Annotated in this window: 19 protein-coding genes and 1 pseudogene; 7 read left to right on the forward strand and 13 right to left on the reverse strand. The window is 47.9% G+C overall.

The genetic code is table 11. The features are described 5' to 3' along the window. Positions 1-62 precede the first annotated feature (62 nt). A complete protein-coding gene (locus tag EA26_RS16930) occupies positions 63-266 on the forward strand; it encodes a YaeP family protein (RefSeq protein WP_011079742.1) in 204 nt (67 codons plus the stop codon). A 3-nt stretch (positions 267-269) separates the two neighbouring features. Beyond that, complete coding sequence (locus tag EA26_RS16935) at positions 270-461, forward strand: DUF4250 domain-containing protein (protein WP_011079741.1); 192 nt, start codon at positions 270-272, stop codon at positions 459-461. A gap of 114 nt (positions 462-575) precedes the next feature. On the opposite strand, the gene EA26_RS16940 is transcribed toward EA26_RS16935, so the two are convergent. Further along, positions 576-1940 carry a sodium-dependent transporter gene (locus EA26_RS16940; RefSeq protein ID WP_039430313.1) on the reverse strand — a complete coding sequence of 455 codons (1365 nt, stop codon included), beginning with the start codon at positions 1938-1940 and terminating at the stop codon, positions 576-578. A gap of 201 nt (positions 1941-2141) precedes the next feature. Then, entirely contained in the window at positions 2142-2885 is a 744-nt protein-coding gene (locus EA26_RS16945; RefSeq protein ID WP_039430314.1) for a YggN family protein, read from the reverse strand. Between the two features lie 213 nt (positions 2886-3098). Here EA26_RS16945 and EA26_RS16950 point away from each other — a divergent pair, with 213 nt between their 5' ends. Next, positions 3099-5018 carry a RecQ family ATP-dependent DNA helicase gene (locus EA26_RS16950; RefSeq protein WP_404975778.1) on the forward strand — a complete coding sequence of 640 codons (1920 nt, stop codon included), beginning with the start codon at positions 3099-3101 and terminating at the stop codon, positions 5016-5018. Here the strand turns inward: EA26_RS16950 and dinB are convergent. The 11 genes from dinB to bolA form a co-directional block, all read right to left on the reverse strand. Next, positions 5005-6069 (reverse strand): DNA polymerase IV, encoded by a 1065-nt coding sequence (gene dinB / locus EA26_RS16955; RefSeq protein ID WP_039430316.1) that lies wholly within the window; start codon positions 6067-6069, stop codon positions 5005-5007. The two genes, EA26_RS16950 and dinB, sit on opposite strands and share 14 nt — an antisense overlap. A 95-nt stretch (positions 6070-6164) precedes the next feature. Continuing rightward, positions 6165-6398, reverse strand: a complete 234-nt coding sequence (locus EA26_RS16960) for a DUF2789 domain-containing protein (protein ID WP_039430317.1) — start codon at positions 6396-6398, stop codon at positions 6165-6167. Positions 6399-6519: 121 nt separating this feature from the next. Further along, positions 6520-6753: a (Na+)-NQR maturation NqrM gene (gene nqrM, locus EA26_RS16965; protein ID WP_039430318.1), complete on the reverse strand. Its 234-nt coding sequence runs from the start codon at positions 6751-6753 to the stop codon at positions 6520-6522. Between the two features lie 19 nt (positions 6754-6772). Continuing rightward, positions 6773-7777, reverse strand: a complete 1005-nt coding sequence (locus EA26_RS16970; protein WP_039430319.1) for an FAD:protein FMN transferase — start codon at positions 7775-7777, stop codon at positions 6773-6775. A gap of 153 nt (positions 7778-7930) precedes the next feature. Continuing rightward, the gene (gene nqrF / locus EA26_RS16975) at positions 7931-9154 is read right to left on the reverse strand and encodes an NADH:ubiquinone reductase (Na(+)-transporting) subunit F (protein WP_039430320.1); all 1224 of its coding nucleotides are present in this window, start codon (positions 9152-9154) and stop codon (positions 7931-7933) included. A gap of 33 nt (positions 9155-9187) precedes the next feature. Then, complete coding sequence (nqrE, locus tag EA26_RS16980; protein WP_039430321.1) at positions 9188-9784, reverse strand: NADH:ubiquinone reductase (Na(+)-transporting) subunit E; 597 nt, start codon at positions 9782-9784, stop codon at positions 9188-9190. 7 nt (positions 9785-9791) lie between these two features. After that, a complete protein-coding gene (locus EA26_RS16985; protein WP_039430322.1) occupies positions 9792-10424 on the reverse strand; it encodes an NADH:ubiquinone reductase (Na(+)-transporting) subunit D in 633 nt (210 codons plus the stop codon). Continuing rightward, complete coding sequence (locus EA26_RS16990) at positions 10424-11191, reverse strand: Na(+)-translocating NADH-quinone reductase subunit C (RefSeq protein WP_039430323.1); 768 nt, start codon at positions 11189-11191, stop codon at positions 10424-10426. Before EA26_RS16990 ends, EA26_RS16985 begins: the two co-directional genes overlap by 1 nt. Then, positions 11181-12425 (reverse strand): NADH:ubiquinone reductase (Na(+)-transporting) subunit B, encoded by a 1245-nt coding sequence (locus EA26_RS16995; RefSeq protein WP_039430324.1) that lies wholly within the window; start codon positions 12423-12425, stop codon positions 11181-11183. The genes EA26_RS16990 and EA26_RS16995 overlap by 11 nt, the downstream gene beginning before the upstream one ends. A gap of 5 nt (positions 12426-12430) precedes the next feature. Beyond that, on the reverse strand, positions 12431-13771 hold the full coding sequence (locus EA26_RS17000) for a Na(+)-translocating NADH-quinone reductase subunit A (protein WP_052079175.1): 1341 nt from the start codon (positions 13769-13771) through the stop codon (positions 12431-12433). Positions 13772-14255: 484 nt separating this feature from the next. Next, a complete protein-coding gene (gene bolA, locus EA26_RS17005; RefSeq protein WP_039430326.1) occupies positions 14256-14567 on the reverse strand; it encodes a transcriptional regulator BolA in 312 nt (103 codons plus the stop codon). 205 nt (positions 14568-14772) lie between these two features. On the opposite strand from bolA, the gene EA26_RS17010 reads away from it, so the two are divergent. From EA26_RS17010 to EA26_RS17025, 4 genes and pseudogenes are all read left to right on the forward strand, one after another. Beyond that, positions 14773-15903 carry a methyltransferase gene (locus EA26_RS17010; RefSeq protein ID WP_039430327.1) on the forward strand — a complete coding sequence of 377 codons (1131 nt, stop codon included), beginning with the start codon at positions 14773-14775 and terminating at the stop codon, positions 15901-15903. Between the two features lie 77 nt (positions 15904-15980). Beyond that, positions 15981-16550 (forward strand): YajG family lipoprotein, encoded by a 570-nt coding sequence (locus tag EA26_RS17015; protein WP_039430328.1) that lies wholly within the window; start codon positions 15981-15983, stop codon positions 16548-16550. 14 nt (positions 16551-16564) lie between these two features. Further along, positions 16565-17107, forward strand: a pseudogene (locus EA26_RS17020) (peptidylprolyl isomerase). 50 nt (positions 17108-17157) lie between these two features. Next, the gene (locus EA26_RS17025) at positions 17158-18549 is read left to right on the forward strand and encodes an AmpG family muropeptide MFS transporter (protein ID WP_039430329.1); all 1392 of its coding nucleotides are present in this window, start codon (positions 17158-17160) and stop codon (positions 18547-18549) included. Positions 18550-18621 lie beyond the last annotated feature (72 nt).

The raw sequence follows: 18621 nt of genomic DNA on the forward strand, positions 1-18621 counted from the left end.
TCAAAACCACACTGTGTATATTTGAGAGCAGTTATCATTTGTTTAAGTTCAAGGAAAACGCCATGCAAGTATACGGCTGTTGTGAGTTAGTTCGTGAGCTTTATGCTCAAATTGGTAGTGGTGACCAAGGGTACATTCCACAGGCAATCTCGTGTGCAGTCAAAGCGCTGAATGATATTGCGGCAGATGAATCACTACCTAAAGAAACACGTGAGAAAGCTGCTTTTGCCGCCGCCAACTTACTCATTTCAGACTTTGAGGACTGACTGATGAACTTGGCAAACTTTGCATCCATGGATCCGATCATGTTGATGAGCATCGTCAACATGAAGCTACGTGACGATTTTGCCGGTGACCTCGATAAACTCGTGCGTTATTTCGATATTGATCGTGCAGCATTAGAAGCCAAATTGGCCACCGCGGGTTTTGAGTTTTTGCCCGATGCTGGGCAGTTTCGATAGGTTCGAGGTTCGAGGTTCGATAGGTTCGAGGTTCGAGGTTCGAGGTTCGAGGTTCGATTAATTAAAAAGCTTGATGCCACCGCATCAAGCTTTTTTATCTACTGCTCTCTGGCGTTAACCAAAGGAAGCCCAAATCACCGTTGCCACCAGCACCGGGCAAACGAACTTCACATACGAAGGCCAAACTTTACCAAACCAACCCAAAGTGAACTCAGGGTTGCCCTGTTCAAGCTCTTTGATTTTGCTGTGACGACTCCACACCCAACCACCAAACAAGCAGAACAGCAGAGCGGCCGTTGGTTGCAGATATTGTGTCGCGACGGTTGCCACCAGCCCAAACAGCGCACCGAAGTTGTACACAATTACCACACTGAACAGGGCAATTAGCCCCCCCAAGACCCAGCTCGTGGTGCTGCGTTTGGTATTAAAACGTTCGCCTACAAGCGCCACAGGGCACTCCAGCATGGAGATTGAAGAAGTGAGGGCGGCAATCGTCAGCAGCAAGAAAAATATCACGGCAAATATCTGACCGAGAAGCCCCAAGCTATCAAACATCAGTGGCAGCACGGTAAACACTAGCGTATCTGAGCTAAGTAGCGATCCATCTTCCGCATAAATTTGCACCCCTTTTTGCATTGCGACAAACATCGCGGGCAACACAACTAAGCCAGCGATAAAAGCCACGGCGGTGTCGACTAAGGTAACGTTCATCGCCATTTTTGGTAGGTTCTCTTTCTTACTCAGGTAGGAGCCGTAGATCAGCATCGAACAGCCACCGATGGTAAGCGAGAAGAAGCCTTGCCCCATTGCCGCAAGGAGCAGTTTTCTATCCCATACTTTGCTGAAATCGGGCACGAGATAGTGTTTTAACCCTTCCATCGCGCCTTTTTGCGTCATGATATAGATAAACAGCACAGCGAACAGCACAAAGAGCGCTGGCATCAAGCGGGTTGACCACTTTTCGATCCCTTGTTTAACACCACCTTGCACGATCAAAATCGTCAATACGTAGAAAACCAAGGTACCAAACAGGTTACGCTCAACGCTAAAGCCTTTAAACCACGTACTGGCTGCGTCGAGACTGAGCAGATCGGTGATGGCTCCCAGCATAAAACAGATGATCCAACCACCGACGATGGAATAAAACGCCAGTACGGCACTGGGCACGCTAAGACCAATCCAACCAACCAGCCCACCGACTTTCTTACCTACAGGATGATTGGTAAGTGCACGCATACTGTCGACCGGGTTGGCCTGACCATGCCGACCAATCGCCATCTCCACCACCAGCATCGGGAAAGCGACGATCAAAATCATCACTAAATAGACTAAAAGGAAAGCACCGCCACCATTTGACGCGGCTTGTGTAGGAAAGCCCCAGATATTGCCAAGACCAACCGCTGCACCAGCGGCGGCAAGAATAAAACCAAGACGAGAGCCAAAAAGCTCCCGCGGTTGAGAAGATGTTTGCTGTGACATACGATCAAAATTGCACTCATGAACTAGTTAACAAGTACAATATCAGAAGCTCTTCGGCCAAACCATTCACAGCTGGTTAAATCTTCGGCAAATAGAAAAATAAGCAGCAATTCGCTTTGTAAAAATAACAGTACAGCAGAATAAAGAAAGAGCGCTCTGTGGCGCTCTCATGGTGGCTTCTTCGCTAAGCCAATCTTGGCTTTAAATAGTAAAGACTTGATAGTTCTTCAGTTCTGGGATTTTTTTCAGTATCTCTTGCTCTTGCGCCGCCATGTCATCCAGTGAGTCACAGAAATCTTGTGTCTGCTTTTCCACCTCTTTGCTATGCGCTTTTATCTTCTCTTCGACCTTTTTCTTCAGCTCGGCCATGCTGTCAGAGAGCGCTGAGAGGTTAAAACCACCCTCGCCTTTCATTTTGCTCGAAAGAGCCTCAAAGGCGCTGGCAAACAACTCTTTATTGAAAATCTCTTGAGCGCGCTGAAAATCCTCTCGCCAAGATTGGGTCATCGAAGAGAAACTTTCCGCCGGCAGAACCAATTCACCCTCTTGGTAATAACGCGATTCAACCTCGGCAAAGAACTTGCCCACCGCCTGTTTGACGTTATCAAAAGCGCCAGGCGCGTCCAAACTGGCTGCGACGTCATCAATCACATCATTGGCAAACGCTAATCCATCGGCAGCTAATTGCTTTGCTTTTGGCAGATAGGCGTTGAGGTTTTCACGATAAGATTCGATAGCGGCTTGTTGATCTTGGCTGAGTTCGATCTTTTCCCCGTGAATATAGAGGTTGTTTTGGCTATCGACACGAGCTTTGTCGCCATTTTGTTGATGAATTTCCACCGCTTCGCCATCAAGACGGATCTCATTTTTTATATCAACACGGCACTGCGTCGCAGAAACCGAGAACGTGGTCAGCATGGAGATTAAAACAGCTAGCTTTTTCATTACGCTTCCTTAACGATTTTCGCCAAACTATAACAGCTCGTAATAGGTATTTTGTCAGTAAATTGTCACAACTTATCGTACACATCAAGGCCGTAAACTGACGGATTTCTCCCCTTGATTCATACTATTGTCCTTCTTCTACACCATGAGATTTGCTGGCTTTCCGGTTATGATAATCAAGAACGTAACTGGAGAGAATGGAACATGAGCGAGATGAACCTCGAAGCAACACTCAAATCAGTATTTGGCTTTGACCGTTTGCGCCACGGACAACAAAGCGTGATAGACAACGTACTGTCGGGACACTCGGCCGCGGCCATATTCCCCACAGGTTCTGGCAAGTCACTCTGCTATCAGCTTCCGGCCCTGTGCCTACCTCACTTAACTTTGGTCGTTTCCCCACTGATTGCTTTGATGAAAGATCAACTCGCCTTTCTCCACAGCAAAGGCATTGCCGCTGCGGCGATTGAATCGGGTCAAGCCAAAGAAGAGACTCAGGCGGTGATGAACGCCGTTAAACAGGGGCAAATAAAGGTGTTGATGATCTCGGTTGAGCGGCTGAAGAACGAACGCTTTCGTCAATTTATCTCAGAAGTGGCGATCTCGCTCATGGTGGTCGATGAGGCGCACTGTATCTCGGAATGGGGCCACAATTTTCGCCCAGATTATCTCAAACTGCCTCAATACCAACGCGCATTGAACATTCCCCAAGTGCTGCTGCTTACCGCAACGGCTACTCAAGCAGTGGTCAAGGATATGCAGGATAAATTCGCCATCGCGCCACAGCATGTCACGATTACTGGCTTTTATCGCCCCAACTTGGATCTCTGTGTCTCGCCTTGTCGCGAGGAGAATAAAGGCGAGGCCTTGTTAAGTTTGCTGGCGCAAGACCCTCATGCGCCAACCATTGTATACGTTACTTTGCAGCACACGGCTGAAGTTGTCGCTCAAATGCTACAAACTGCGGGTGTGAAAGTGGCGGCTTACCACGCAGGGCTCGAACACAGCGTGCGTGACGCCATTCAGAGGCAGTTTATGCAAGGCGAACTCGATTGCATTGTCGCTACCATCGCCTTTGGCATGGGCGTCGATAAAGCCGATATTCGCCGCGTAATCCACTTTGACTTGCCCAAATCGATTGAAAATTATGCGCAAGAAATTGGCCGTGCCGGACGTGATGGAAAGGCGTCTCAGTGCATTCTGCTCGCCAATCAAAATGGCTTGAGCGTGCTGGAAAACTTTGTCTACGGCGATACCCCAGAGCTGGCCGACATTGAACACGTTCTGAGGCAAATTGCCAATGCGGGTGAGCGATGGGAAGTGATGCTAAATAGGTTGGCAAATGAGGCTAATATCCGTCAACTGCCGCTAAAAACGCTGTTGGTTTATCTCGAACTGGCTGGGCAAATCGAAGCGCAGTTTGCTTATTTTGCTGATTATCGTTTCAAATTTATCGACAGCGCCAATGCGATTTTGCAGCGCTTTTCCGGTGAAAGACGCCAGTTTGTGGAGGCCATTTTCCACTGCTCTGCACAATCCAGAGTATGGTGTCAAACCGATTTCGAAGCACTTTGGCTCACCTACCGCGCCGAAAGGCAGCGCATCGTGGCCGCCTTAGAGTATTTTCATCAGCAAGGTTGGATCGAACTGGAAAGCAAACAGATGACCGATGTCTATCGGGTGTTTCCGTTTCAAGAGCCACTCAGCACGCTAGCTGAGCGCTTGTATCAACTGTTCAAAGAGAAAGAGCGGAGTGATGTCGCTCGCATACATCAGATGCTCGACTTTTTCCAAGCAGATTCCTGCCTAAGCTACACCCTTGCCAGCTATTTTGCCGACAGCCAAGCGCCAAAGCACTGCGGACACTGTTCGGTGTGCCGAGGTCAAGTGGCGCATCTGCCGCTTGAAATGGAGCAAACTTTTCCAAACGACAAGGCGCAGGGTTGGATCGATGAGTTACAAGCGCAAAGTGCAACGCCATTGAGCGCGGAGTTGATCACTCGTTTTCTCTGTGGCATCAATACGCCATTGCTGACCAAACTGAAAGCCAAGAAGCTGACGGGTTTCGCCAAGCTTGAGAGCGTGCCATACAGCAAGGTTTACCAACAAGTAGAGCAGCTTAGAAAAAGCTAAGTTGCCGCGTTTGTTCTTGCGGTTTTAGCATCACGCTCAATCCAAGCAGGCGAATCTCGCGCCCTTTTTGCCGTTGCAGAACATCTTGTAGCAACTGACGAAAATAGGCCAAATCCAGCTCACTGTGCACATGTTCAATGGTGGTGAGTTGGAAGTCGGCAAATTTCATTTTGATCCCTTGCTTGATAATCGCTTTGTCTGGGTTGGCTTTTTGCAAACGCTTTTCCAACTCGGGATAGAGCTTTTCTTCAATCACTTGCCAGCACTCTTGATAACTGGAAATGTTCTGACTAAAAGTGCGCTCAACGCCAACGGATTTTCGTTCACGTTCAACCACCACTTCGCGTTCATCAATGCCGTGACTGCGTTTCCACAACGATCCCCCTAAACGGCCAAAGTGGCGTAGCAGCTCGCGATAATCACTGTTTTTAATGTCTTCACAACGATAGAGACCTGCTTGATGGAGTTTTTCTAGGCTCACTTTGCCAACCCCAGGGATCTTTTCCAGCGGCAGTTTATCCACCACCTCCTGCACTTTCTCTGGCGGAATCACAAATTGTCCGTTGGGTTTGTTCATATCCGAAGCCACTTTAGCCAGAAACTTAATTGGCGCGACTCCGGCTGATGCTGTCAGTTGCAGTTCCTGCCAGATATCACGCCGAATCGCTTGTGCGATTAACGTGGCAGAACCATGACATTGGGTTGAGTCGCTGACGTCTAGGTACGCTTCATCCAACGAAAGCGGTTCGATAAGGTCGGTATAGCGGGAGAAGATTTCCCTGATGTGCCGCGAGACCTGGACATACACCTGCATCCTTCCCGGCACCACCAGTAATGATGGGCAAAGCTTGAGTGCTTGCGCGGTTGGCATAGCACTGCGCACGCCAAATTTACGCGCCTCGTAATTACAGGTACTGAGTACCCCTCGCTGCTTTTCATGTCCACCGACCGCCAAAGGGCGGCCACGATAATCGGGATTGTCACGCATTTCTACTGCGGCATAGAAACAATCCATATCAACGTGAATGATTTTTCTCACGCGTTCTGACATTTTGCGCCCAGACAATACTGTTTAAAAACACAGTATAATAACGGTGATCGATTTTGCAAAGCAAGACGTCGCTGATGTCACGCCATGGGCTAACATTATTTGCGCAGCATCACGTCTAACTGGTCGACTAACTCCGCCCAATCGGCATCTTCTTCAATCGCTTCACGCAGAAAACTCGCTTGAGCTTGGGTCCAAAAACTGGCCTGGTGCAGTGGTGTGGTGTCGCGTGGATGGCGGTGAGCATCGATAAACTCATCTATCTCCCTAGGTGAACTGCCAAGCCCTAACTGTTCAAACAGATCAGCCATGCCGTGTTGATGAAGTTGCATAGTACCTCCTGACATCACAACGGTTTTCAAGTCCAATTTCCTAAGTATAGAACCAAGTGCCAGCACATACCCCTGCAACGAAAAAACAACCCAGCCGAAGCTGGGTTGAGTAATGACAAGGTTATGCTATGCGGTCTTTTTCCCACTCTGAGAGTTTTTGTGCCCGGGCCGCTTCTCGTGCTTCACGCTTTTTACGCGCATCACACGGTTCTGGGCAGTTGCAGACTTTCTCAATCCCAACCGCGCCCAAACCGCCACAGCTTCCTTTCACCACTTTTTTCTGGAAGATATAACCCACAGCCATCGCGGCGATCACCGCGACAAACACCGCAAAGGTAATTAGAAATGTACTCATACGCTTAAACTCAATCCTGTCATTTTTTCACAAATGGTTGGTAGGCTTTAGAAACCAGCTCTTTAAAACCGTCATCCGTTTTTACAATCATCAGTACGGGGATGTTGTTTTGGTTGGCTACTTCCATTCCTTTGATATCGCCAAGCACCATCAGCCCCGTCGCTAAGCCATCGGCGGTCATGGACGACTTATCCAGCACCGTCACCGATACCACTTTATTGGCAATTGGTTTACCGGTCGTCGGGTCAATAATATGTGAATAACGGACCCCATCACGCTCAAAGTAGTTACGATAATCACCAGAAGTGGCAATCGCCATGTCACCCGGCTCAATAATTTCTTGAATCACACGTTCTTCAACAGAAGGTTTCTCGACAGCAATGCGCCAAGGAATACCCTCACGGTTGACGCCTTTTAGGCGAATCTCCCCGCCCACTTCAACCATGTAGTTGTTAATGCCTTGCGACTGAATGTAATCGGCCACCACATCCACCCCCCAACCTTTAGCAATGGTCGAAAGATCCACATACAGATGCGGCAGGTCTTTACTCAGTTTATTGCCATCAACACTCAGATGATGAATGCCAGTGTTAGCTTTACGTTCGGCGAGTTCCGCATCGCTCGGCACCACTTCTGGGCGTGCTTCTGGGCCAAATCCCCACAGATTGACCAACGGCCCAACCGTGACATCCAACGCACCTTCGGTCAACTGATTAAGACGAATGGCTTCTTTCACTACCGTTGCGGTTTGCTCAGAAACAGTAAACGGCTCTGAACCTTGGTATTGGTTAAAACGGCTCAGCTCTGAATCTTTGCGATAAGTCGACATCTGATCGTTAACTTCTTCCAACAAGCGATCCACTTCGGTTTGGATCGCTTCTGCGCTCGGGATGTCGGGTTGAACGATGTATTTTATATTATACGTGGTGCCCATGGTTGGGCCGCTAAGATGAACTTGTTCTGCAGGCTTTTCACAACCAGCGAGAATCAATAGAGAAGCAAATGCAACAAGCCACTTTTTCACTTGTTTAACTCCTATTGTGGAATGGATATAGAAAATAGGTGCAATATTTGACCTCCATTTTCTATATCAACTCTGTTGCGTCAAAATCATTTAATAAGAAAAAAGAATGGCTGACCCACAAGGGCCAGCCATAGTTTCAGTCACTTAGCGGAATTAACCACCGAAGTCATCCAGTAGGATGTTTTCGTCTTCAACACCAAGATCTTTCAGCATGCCGATAACAGCAGCGTTCATCATTGGTGGACCACACATGTAGTATTCACAATCTTCTGGCGCATCGTGATCGCGCAGATAGTTTTCGTACAGTACGTTGTGGATGAAGCCAGTGTAACCATCCCAGTTATCTTCTGGTTGCGGATCAGACAGCGCACAGTGCCACACGAAGTTTTCGTTTTCCGCCGCTAGGCCATCAAAATCTTCTACGTAGAACATTTCACGCTTAGAACGCGCACCATACCAGAAAGACATCTTACGTTTAGACTGCAGACGTTTTAGCTGGTCGAAAATGTGTGAACGCATTGGTGCCATACCTGCACCACCACCAATGAAGACCATTTCTGCATCGGTATCTTTGGCGAAGAACTCACCAAATGGACCGGAAATCGTACACTTATCACCCGCTTTTAGCGACCAGATGTAAGAAGACATCTGACCCGGTGGTACGTTTGGATTGTTTGGTGGTGGCGTTGCGATACGTACGTTCAGCATGATGATGCCAAATTCTTCCGGATAGTTCGCCATTGAGTATGCACGAATGATTGGCTCATCCACTTTAGACTCATAGCGGAACAGGTTGAATTTGTCCCAATCACCACGGAACTTCTCCGGCACATCAAAATCTGAGTATTTGATATGATGAGCAGGCGCTTCAATCTGGATGTAACCACCCGCACGGAATGGCACAGACTCACCATCAGGGATCTGCAGCTTAAGCTCTTTGATGAATGTCGCTTTGTTATCATTAGAGATAACCGTACATTCCCATTTCTTAACGCCGAAGATCTCTTCTGGCAGTTCCAGATCCAGATCGTTCTTCACGGCTACCTGACAAGCCAGACGCTCACCTTCACGTGCTTCACCTTTAGTAATGTGGTCAAGCTCGGTAGGCAGAATGTCACCACCGCCAGATTTGATTTTTACGCGGCACTGACCACATGAGCCACCACCACCACAAGCAGACGAAACGAACACACCAGCACCAGCCAGCGCACTCAGCAGTTTACCGCCTGGTTGCGTTACGATCGCTTTTGCAGGATCGCCATTGATAGAGATTGTAATGTCACCTGTTGGTACCAGCTTAGACTTGGCGAACAGAATCACCAGCACTAGAGCTAGAACAATCAGAGTAAACATCACTACACCAAGAATAATGTCCATTGACTATTCCTTTATTGTTGCGGTTTACCCGACTTACAGTTGAACACCAGAGAAAGACATGAAGCCTAGCGCCATCAAGCCCGCGGTGATGAAGGTAATACCCAAACCACGCAGACCAGGAGGTACGTCAGAGTACTTCATTTTCTCACGGATACCTGCAAGAGCGACGATAGCTAGCATCCAGCCCACACCAGAACCGAAACCGTACACGACAGATTCAGCAAAGTTGTAGTCACGTTGTACCATGAAAGATACACCACCGAAGATCGCACAGTTTACTGTGATCAGCGGTAGGAAGATGCCCAGCGCGTTGTACAGAGGCGGGAAGAAGCGATCGAGGATCATTTCCAGAATCTGTACCAGTGCCGCAATTACACCGATAAAGGTAATAAAGTTCAGGAAGCTTAAATCCACTCCCGGAGCCAATGCATCTGGCTTCAGCACTAGGTTGTACACCAAGTTGTTAACCGGTACGGAAATGGTCAGAACCACCACAACCGCAACACCCAGACCAAACGATGTCTTCACTTTCTTCGATACAGCCAAGAAGGTACACATACCAAGGAAGAAAGACAGTGCCATGTTCTCGATGAAAATCGATTTAACCAGCAAACTAATATAATGTTCCATGACGACCTTACTCCTTCGCTTCTACTTGTTCAGGCTTGAACGTACGAATCGCCCAAATCATGAAGCCGATCAGGAAGAACGCTGAAGGTGCCAGCAACATTAGGCCGTTTGGTTGATACCAACCACCATTGCTGATCAGTGGCATCACTTCCATACCGAACAGTTTGCCTGAGCCTAAAAGCTCGCGGAAGAAACCAACGGTGATCAAAACGAAGCCATAACCTAGACCATTACCAATACCGTCGATAAACGATGGGATTGGTGCAGACTTCATCGCAAACGCTTCTGCACGGCCCATTACGATACAGTTCGTAATGATCAGACCTACGAATACAGACAGCTGTTTCGAGATATCGTACAGGTACGCTTTCAGGATTTGGTCAACCACGATAACCAAAGATGCGATGATCGCCATCTGCACGATGATACGCACGCTGTTCGGAATGTGGTTACGGATCAGGGAAACGAAGAAGTTAGACAGTGCAGTAACGAACATTACTGCCAACGTCATTACAAACGCCGTTTCTAGTTTGGTGGTCACTGCAAGTGCAGAACAAACACCAAGAACTTGTAGCGCGATTGGGTTGTTGTCCAATACTGGCGCTAGCACGCTCTTTTTCAGCTCTTTTGCGCTAGACATTAGTTCAGACCTCCGTCACGAACTTTAGCTAGGAACGGACCAAAGCCCATGTCACCTAACCAGAAGTCGAATGTGTGTTGAACGCCGTTACTGGTCAATGTTGCGCCTGAGAGAGCGTCAACACCATGCTCAGAACCTGCAGGAGCGCCACCTTTGACGATTTTGATCGCTGGCTGGTGGTTTTCATCAAACAGTTTCTTACCAACCCATTGCGCACGCCAAGAAGGGTTTTCTACTTCGCCGCCCAATCCCGGAGTCTCACCTTGTTGGTAATAAGTGATACCAGATACGGTATTGCCGTCAGTTTCCACTGCAACAAACGCGTACATCATTGACCACAGACCGTTACCGTGAACCGGAATGATCACTTTAGATACTTGGTCGCCATCTTTTACAAGATAAACAATACCTGTATTTGCACGACGAAGGATTTTTGCGGCATCCTGATCGGCTGATAGCTTGATCGATTCCGCAGGATCTTTCGCTGCTTTACGTTGGTCAAATGTGGATGCGTCACCTTCAACAAAGTCGCCAGATTTAAAATCAACCAAACGTGGTTCGATGTATTTGGCAAACAGTTCAGGGACAGAACCTTTTTCTGTAATGCCAGCTACTTCGACAATCTTACTTTGTTTATCTAGGACTGCGTTTGCTTTTTGCTTGCTACGCAAGCCAACCGCCGCTGCCGATACGATGATTGAGCACACTAGGCTCAACGCGATAACAACAAACAGCGTCTTTTTAATGCTATCGTTATTACTTGCCATAGCGTGCTAGTCTCCGCTTGATGTTTTTCTCCACAACGATGTGGTCGAACAGAGGGGCAAAGAGGTTAGCGAACAGAATCGCTAGCATCATGCCTTCTGGATATGCAGGGTTGACCACACGAATCAGCACACACATGATGCCAATAAGAATGCCATAGGCCCATTTCGCATTGTTGGTAAACGAAGCTGATACTGGATCTGTCGCCATGAAGAACATACCGAATGCAAAACCACCTAAAACTAAATGCCAGTGCCAAGGCATGTTGAACATCGCATTGCTGTCTGAACCAATCACATTGAACAAGGTAGACAGAGCAATCATACCGATCATCACACCTGCGATGATGCGCCATGAAGCGATACCCATGTAAACGATAAACGCAGCGCCGATCGCTAGAGCCAGAGTCGATACTTCACCGATTGAACCAGGAATGTTACCAATGAAGGCATCCATCCAAGTGATCGCTTGACCAGTTGCGGCATTAACTAGCGCACCGTTACCGCCTTGCGCCCATTGGCTCAGAGCAGTTGCACCAGAGAAACCGTCCGCAGCAGTCCAAACTAAGTCACCCGAGATTTGCGCTGGGTAGGCGAAGAATAGGAATGCACGGCCCGCGAGAGCTGGGTTCAGGAAGTTACGACCCGTACCACCGAAGACTTCTTTCGCAACAACCACACCGAAGGTAATACCCAGTGCAGCTTGCCATAGTGGAAGCGTTGGCGGAACAATCAGTGCGAACAAGATAGAAGTCACAAAGAAACCTTCGTTTACTTCGTGTTTACGCACCATACAGAACAGCACTTCCCAGAAGCCACCAACGATGAATACCGTCGCGTAGATAGGTAGGAAGTAAGTCGCACCCAACAGCATTTTGCTGCCCCAACCTGCATCAGCGGCCAGTGTGCCACCGAACATTTCTGTCAACCAGTAATGCCAGTTGCCAGCAATGATTGCGGCAAGTTGATCGCCAGCGTACATATGATTGAGCGCGGCAATTGCTTGACCACCCGCGTTGTACATCCCCCAGAACATCGCTGGGAACACGGCTAGCCAAACCATGATCATGATACGTTTTAGGTCAACGCTATCACGAACGTGTGAGCTTTTTTTCGTCACCAGACCCGGTGTGTAGAAAACTGTTGCGACAGCTTCATACAGGGCAAACCATTTTTCATGTTTACCACCCGGCTCAAAGTGATGCTCGATATCTTCAAGAAACTTTTTGAGGCCCATGAAAATTACCCTTCCTTCTCAATCTTGTCGAGGCATTCACGCAGTAGCTGACCGTACTCGTATTTGCCTGGACATACAAAGGTACATAGTGCGAGATCTTCTTCATCCAGCTCCAAAGCACCTAGGCTTTGCGCACTGTCAGAATCACCGGCACAAAGATCACGAAGCAACAGCGTGGGCTCCATGTCGAGCGGCAGTACTTTTTCGTAGTTGCCAATCGGTACCATTGAACGATCACTACCGTTAGTCGAAGTTGTCATATTGAACAACTGACCTTTGAATAGGTGACCAAGGAATGAACGGGTAACAGAGAACTTGTTCTTGCCAGGCATTGCCCAACCAAGGAACTCTTTGTCACGACCTTCACGCAGAACAGAAACCTGCAGGTGGTAACGACCCAGATAAGCGTGAGGACCCGTTGCATGAACGCCAGAAAGTACTGAGCCAGAGATGACACGCACTTCACCAGGCATGATCTCGTTATCGGTCACTTCATCTAGGCTTGCACCGATAACGGTACGAACCAAGCGAGGATTGTTGACAACCGGACCAGCCAGAGAAATGACGCGCTCTGCATACAGTTCACCAGTCAGGAACAGTTTACCGAAAGCGATAACGTCCTGATAGTTAATGCTCCAAGCCACGTGTTGTGCATTTACAGGGTAAAGGAAATGCATGTGGGTGCCAGCTAGACCAGCTGGATGCGGGCCATCAAATACATGCTCTTCGACATTAGACTGCGCGCTGCGTGGCAGGCTAGAGCCAGATTTACACACGTAAACCTTGCCTTCAGTCAAAGCGGAAAGCACATCCAATCCAGCAACGAAAGCTTCAGCTTGTTCATTGATAATCAACTCAGGTTTCGCTGCCAAAGGATTGGTATCCATTGCCGTAACGAAAATTGCCTTCGTTGAAGACTCGATTGCCGGAACCTTACTGAACGGACGAGTACGCAGAGCAGTCCAAAGTCCAGACTCAACCAGTTGAGTTTTGATCGCTGCGCGATCAAGACCTGCCAGTTGGCTAGCTTCAAACTTATCGAAAGTAATCTGCTCGTCACCTGCCACTTCAACCACAACAGATTGAAGGACACGTTTCGCGCCACGATTGACTTCGATAACTTTACCACTCACTGGAGAAGTAAATTTCACGCCTGGGTTCTTTTTGTCTTCAAAAAGAATTTGGGCTTTCTTCACTTCATCACCTACGCGTACATGCATCGTAGGACGCATGCCAACGTACTCTTCGCCAAGCAAGGCGACTTTTTTGATGGCTTTGCCATCATTAATCACCTGGGTAGGAGCTCCTGCGATAGGAAGGTCCAAACCCTTTTTTATTGTAATCATACGCACTTGCACTACTTTTATCGGGAAAAAGATTCTTTTGATTGCGTAACTTTTAGACACGACATTTGTGTCCGGTTTTGACGTCGTTTTAAACGCCAAAATCGCAACATCCTTTTAAAAATCTCTTCACATGAAATTGGAGAGATTTATCAGGTGCGATATTTTAGCACCTTTTGCGAACTTGATGCCATGACCAATAAACGCATTAGCCGTTTTATTTCGAATGAATTGAGAGATATAGGCTAACTATTGTTCATAACTTTGACACGTCGCACAAATGGTAACCGGATTGCAAACTTCAGGCATAGGCAGAAACTATCGATATCGACCTATCATTTGTTACACTCATTTGTTGAAACGCTGTTAATACATTTTTTAATCAGTATCGCTAAGAAAGCGAACTATTGATGTACATAAAAAAAGATGGCTTACACCATCTTTCCCTCAATCATCAAACAAACCGCCCTTGGTACAACGTCCGATTTTAAACACGGCTGCCGCCCATACACATTGGGCTGTCTGGTGCGCCGCCGCGTTCTAATCGCCACTCTTTTTCAGTGTAGGTGTGAATCGCCAACGCATGGATATGATTATTCAGCTCATCGGCCAATGCTTGATTCACTTGACGATGACGGGCAAGCAGTCTCTGCCCTTCAAACTTATTACTCACCACAATGACTTTGAAGTGACTTTCTGAGCCTGGTGGTACGTTGTGCATGTAACTTTCGTTCACGACGCTCAGATAATCTGGCTCAAACGTATTGTGCAGCTTCGTTTCTATGACTTCTTGGATCATATTTCATCCCCTATGCTCACGAACCCTACAAGTATATACCCTATTTCACCGACATTGATCTGATGAATAGAATAGGACTGAACATTCTATCAACATCAACCGCTACAGAAGAAGATCCGTTGTGTTTTTTTGTAGGCTCCGCCTATCTTGTTTGTCAGCCATCTGCGAGAATATTGTTAGAACTCAATATGACACGCACCATTTTATGAAAACCGATCTTTCTCTTCACGACAGAAACCTCACCCTCTTCAGATATCCAAAATTAGCCAATGAAACACTGCAAGCGTGGGACGCCGGAGATGAGTATCTGATCAATCATATCGAAGCGCTCGACTTAAATCCGCGGCAGAACATTCTGGTGTTGAACGACCATTTTGGGGCGCTTTCCTGCTGGTTCTCAGCCAAACATAAAGTGACCTTGATGAGCGATTCCTATATTTCTCATCAAGGAGCAGTGCACAATTTGCAATTGAATCAATGCCATAATGTCACTATCCTGACGTCAATGGACGCCATACCCAATGACACCCACGTGGTGGTGATGCAATTGTCCAAAAGCAATCGCCATCTGGTGTGGCAACTCAGCCAACTTCGCCAAACCCTCCCAAGCAATGTGCCCGTCATTGCGGTCAACAAGGCCAGAGACATTCACACTTCCACGCTCAAGCTGTTTGAAAAACATCTCGGTACCACTACGACCTCACTGGCGTGGAAAAAACATCGCCTTGTCTTTTGTCACGCCAACTGTTCACAACCAGACTCACCTGCTGCGATCGTCAGTTGGGATGTGCCAGAGCATCACATGACGCTGCAAAACCTGCCAAATGTCTATTCTGGTGAAAGTTTAGACTTAGGCGCTCGCTTTATGCTGGAGCATATTCCAAGCGATGAGAAACTCAAACACATCATTGACTTAGGCTGCGGCAACGGGGTGTTGTCGGTCAAAGCTGCGCGGCTCAACCCACAGGCTAAAATCACCTTGGTGGATGAAAGTTTTATGGCGTTGGCCAGTGCAAAACTCAACATTGAACACAATACGGAGCACGCGGCCGAGGTGGAATTTATTGCCAACAACTGCTTGGAAGGGTTTTCTCCGCAAAGCGCTGATCTGATCTTGTGTAACCCGCCATTTCATCAGCAACAAACCGTCACTGACCATATTGCTTGGCAGATGTTTTGTGATGCAAAACGGGTGCTGGTAAAAGAGGGGAAACTTTTGGTGATCGGCAATCGCCATTTAGGGTACGATGCCAAACTACGACGCCTTTACGGTGAGAAGAGTGTAAAGCTCATCGCTGAAAATAGTAAGTTTGTGATTTTACAGGCAACTAAATAAGCTGCTAGTTTTAATCCGCTCTATTATTGATTTTAATGTTAGGTTATAAGCCACCGTTGCTAACAAAGGAATACACCATGAGAAAACTGGTTATCGCCGCTTCTATCGCCCTGCTTTCAGCTTGTTCGACTCCTCAGCAGGAACAACTCAATCTGAGTCCGCAAGCGACCTTAAGCACCAATCCACTTGTACAAGGCAAAACTTACACTCTAACAAGTAAAGATCTGCGCGCCGCACAATACGTAGCCCTGCTCGATAGTGGTCGTTCCAATATTCTGCCACTGCATGCCAAACAAAATATGCGCATTCTACTGGAAAACCTGCTGGAGCAGCAGTTCTCTTCACAAGGCTATAAAGTGGATCTCAACAGTAATAACTTGATCAACTTAGAGGTACGTGAAGCTCTGGTCAATGTGCGCCACAGCGTGATGCAAAATGAGATGGATGCCAAAGTCGTATTGGTGGTTACCGCAGAGACGCCGCGTGGTAAGTTGGAAAAAACCTACAACGGCACCGCACAACGCACTGGCACTTTGAGCGCTTCGGATGAAGAGATCGAAACCGTACTCAATGATGTACTCAATTTGGTCATGTCTGAAATCGCCAACGATAAAGAACTGCAATCATACATGCAGGAACGTTTCTAATGCTTAAACCGACCATGAAATTCATTCTCGCGACAATGGCTTTGCTCAGCTCTCTGGCATACGCAGGCCCTAAAGTGGCGTTTGAAACCACGCTCGGTACGATCACCATGGAGTTGGATGAAGAAAAAGCACCCAACACCGTTGCCAACTTTCTTAAGTATGTCAATGATGGCAGCTACATCGGTTCATAATTTCACCGTGTGATCCCCGGCTTTATGGCACAAGGCGGTGGCTTTGACGAGAAAATGAATCGCCTGCCGACCTACGATGCAATCAAAAACGAAGCCAATAACGGCTTAAGAAACGACACAGCGACCATTGCCATGGCACGCACTCAGGACCCGCATTCAGCCACACGGCAGTTTTTCATTAATCTCAATGACAATGATTTTCTCAACTACGATGTGCAGCCTCCGGGTTATGCGGTGTTTGGCAAAGTAACCGACGGCTTTAGCGTGGTGCAAGAGATGGCCACTAAGCCAACTAAGAGCCAAGGCCGGATGCGCGACATTCCGGTCGAGCCGATTATCATCACCAAAGCCACTTTACTTCCATAGTGACCCGCCCCTTAACAAAAGGGGCGCGTTCTATTTTTTCGGGATAGGTTATGTCTTCTTCCCCTGCCATTTCTTGGCGTGAAACCTTACAAAGCTACCTAGACAGACGCTTGCTGTGGGTATTTATGCTCGGCTGCTCAAGCGGCTTTCCTTGGGTTCTGATTGGCTCAAACATGTCAGGCTGGTTGAAAGATGCCGGGCTCACTCGAGCTGCCATTGGTTATTTTGGCAGTGTGTTTGCCGTGTATGCGATCAACTTTCTCTGGGCACCATTGGTAGACCGGGTCAAAATTCCATTATTGCACGCGCGTTTGGGCCAAAGACGCAGCTGGATTTTCCTTTGTCAGATTGTTGTTTTGCTGGCTACTTTGCTAATTGCAGGGGTCAATCCGGCTGACAATCTCGCTTTAACATCCGCATTAGCGCTCGCTATTGCTATCGCTTCCGCCACGCAAGATGTGGCGATTGACGCCTTTCGTATCGATACCTTTCCCAAATCCAACACCTCAAAGCTGCCGCAAGCGTCTGCCATGGCGGTGATTGGTTGGTGGACAGGGTATTCACTGCCGGGCTACTTGGCTTTTGTGAATGCAGACACCATAGGCTGGAACGGCGTTTACTACGGCATGGCGGCCATTGTCGCTTTACTTATGCTGTTTACCTTGCTGGTGGGTGAGCCCATCACCCACCGTGACAAACTGCAAGCCGCCGCGCAAAAGCGTCACAGTGATATCGTCGGCTCGAAATGGGTCGCTTGGCTAAGTGTGACGGTACTGGAACCTTTTATTGACTTCTTTAAACGCAACGGTACGCGCGTCGCCATCACACTGCTTTTGTTTGTTTTTCTGTTCAAAATTGGCGAAGCCTTTCTTGGCCGCATGTCGATCACCTTTTACAAGGAGATTGGCTTTAGCAATGAGCAAATCGGCTACTACTCTAAGCTGCTCGGTTGGGGAATCACCATGTTTTTCACCCTGATTGGCAGTATGGTGAATGTTCGCTTTGGCATTGTGAAAGGATTAATGGTTGGCGGCACGGCAATGGCCGCAAGCAACCTGATGTTCGCTTGGATAGCGCAAGTCGGGCCAAATGAGCAGCTCTTTTTAGCCACTCTCGTGGTCGATAACTTTACATCTGCGTTTTCAACCGTCGCCTTTGTCTCTTTCCTCACCGTCGTCACGGGGCAAGCTTTTTCGGCTTCTCAGTACGCACTATTGGCATCGCTGGGTAACTTTGGCCGCACAACGCTGGCATCGTTTAGTGGCGAGCTGGTGGATTATCTGGACAATTGGTCGATGTTCTTTATTGTCACGGCGGTGATGGTGATCCCGAGCTTATTAATGCTCTACTCGCTGCGGCACTACTTTAACGATGTGTTAAATAAAGCGGCACAAAACGAACAAGTAGAGGCTGAAACAGATAGCGAGTTGAAGACGCAATAGCTGAGCACAGAAACAGCGATGGGTAAAAACGAGAGATAAGATTAGAGAAAGGCTTGCAGAGTTTGCAAGCCT

The sequence above is a fragment of the Vibrio navarrensis genome, assembly GCF_000764325.1.
GTDB classification, from domain to species: domain Bacteria; phylum Pseudomonadota; class Gammaproteobacteria; order Enterobacterales; family Vibrionaceae; genus Vibrio; species Vibrio navarrensis.

Coding starts and splice junctions, on each gene's coding strand:
- EA26_RS16945 (WP_039430314.1), bottom strand. CDS start 2,885: ATGAAAAAGCTAGCTGTTTTAATCTCCATGCTGACCACGTTCTCGGTT.
- nqrE (WP_039430321.1), bottom strand. CDS start 9,784: ATGGAACATTATATTAGTTTGCTGGTTAAATCGATTTTCATCGAGAAC.
- EA26_RS16985 (WP_039430322.1), bottom strand. CDS start 10,424: ATGTCTAGCGCAAAAGAGCTGAAAAAGAGCGTGCTAGCGCCAGTATTG.
- EA26_RS16990 (WP_039430323.1), bottom strand. CDS start 11,191: ATGGCAAGTAATAACGATAGCATTAAAAAGACGCTGTTTGTTGTTATC.
- EA26_RS17000 (WP_052079175.1), bottom strand. CDS start 13,771: ATGATTACAATAAAAAAGGGTTTGGACCTTCCTATCGCAGGAGCTCCT.
- EA26_RS16935 (WP_011079741.1), top strand. CDS start 270: ATGAACTTGGCAAACTTTGCATCCATGGATCCGATCATGTTGATGAGC.
- EA26_RS16930 (WP_011079742.1), top strand. CDS start 63: ATGCAAGTATACGGCTGTTGTGAGTTAGTTCGTGAGCTTTATGCTCAA.
- EA26_RS17025 (WP_039430329.1), top strand. CDS start 17,158: ATGTCTTCTTCCCCTGCCATTTCTTGGCGTGAAACCTTACAAAGCTAC.
- nqrM (WP_039430318.1), bottom strand. CDS start 6,753: ATGAGTACATTTCTAATTACCTTTGCGGTGTTTGTCGCGGTGATCGCC.
- EA26_RS17010 (WP_039430327.1), top strand. CDS start 14,773: ATGAAAACCGATCTTTCTCTTCACGACAGAAACCTCACCCTCTTCAGA.
- dinB (WP_039430316.1), bottom strand. CDS start 6,069: ATGTCAGAACGCGTGAGAAAAATCATTCACGTTGATATGGATTGTTTC.
- bolA (WP_039430326.1), bottom strand. CDS start 14,567: ATGATCCAAGAAGTCATAGAAACGAAGCTGCACAATACGTTTGAGCCA.
- EA26_RS16950 (WP_404975778.1), top strand. CDS start 3,099: ATGAACCTCGAAGCAACACTCAAATCAGTATTTGGCTTTGACCGTTTG.
- EA26_RS16940 (WP_039430313.1), bottom strand. CDS start 1,940: ATGTCACAGCAAACATCTTCTCAACCGCGGGAGCTTTTTGGCTCTCGT.
- EA26_RS16995 (WP_039430324.1), bottom strand. CDS start 12,425: ATGGGCCTCAAAAAGTTTCTTGAAGATATCGAGCATCACTTTGAGCCG.
- nqrF (WP_039430320.1), bottom strand. CDS start 9,154: ATGGACATTATTCTTGGTGTAGTGATGTTTACTCTGATTGTTCTAGCT.
- EA26_RS17015 (WP_039430328.1), top strand. CDS start 15,981: ATGAGAAAACTGGTTATCGCCGCTTCTATCGCCCTGCTTTCAGCTTGT.
- EA26_RS16960 (WP_039430317.1), bottom strand. CDS start 6,398: ATGCAACTTCATCAACACGGCATGGCTGATCTGTTTGAACAGTTAGGG.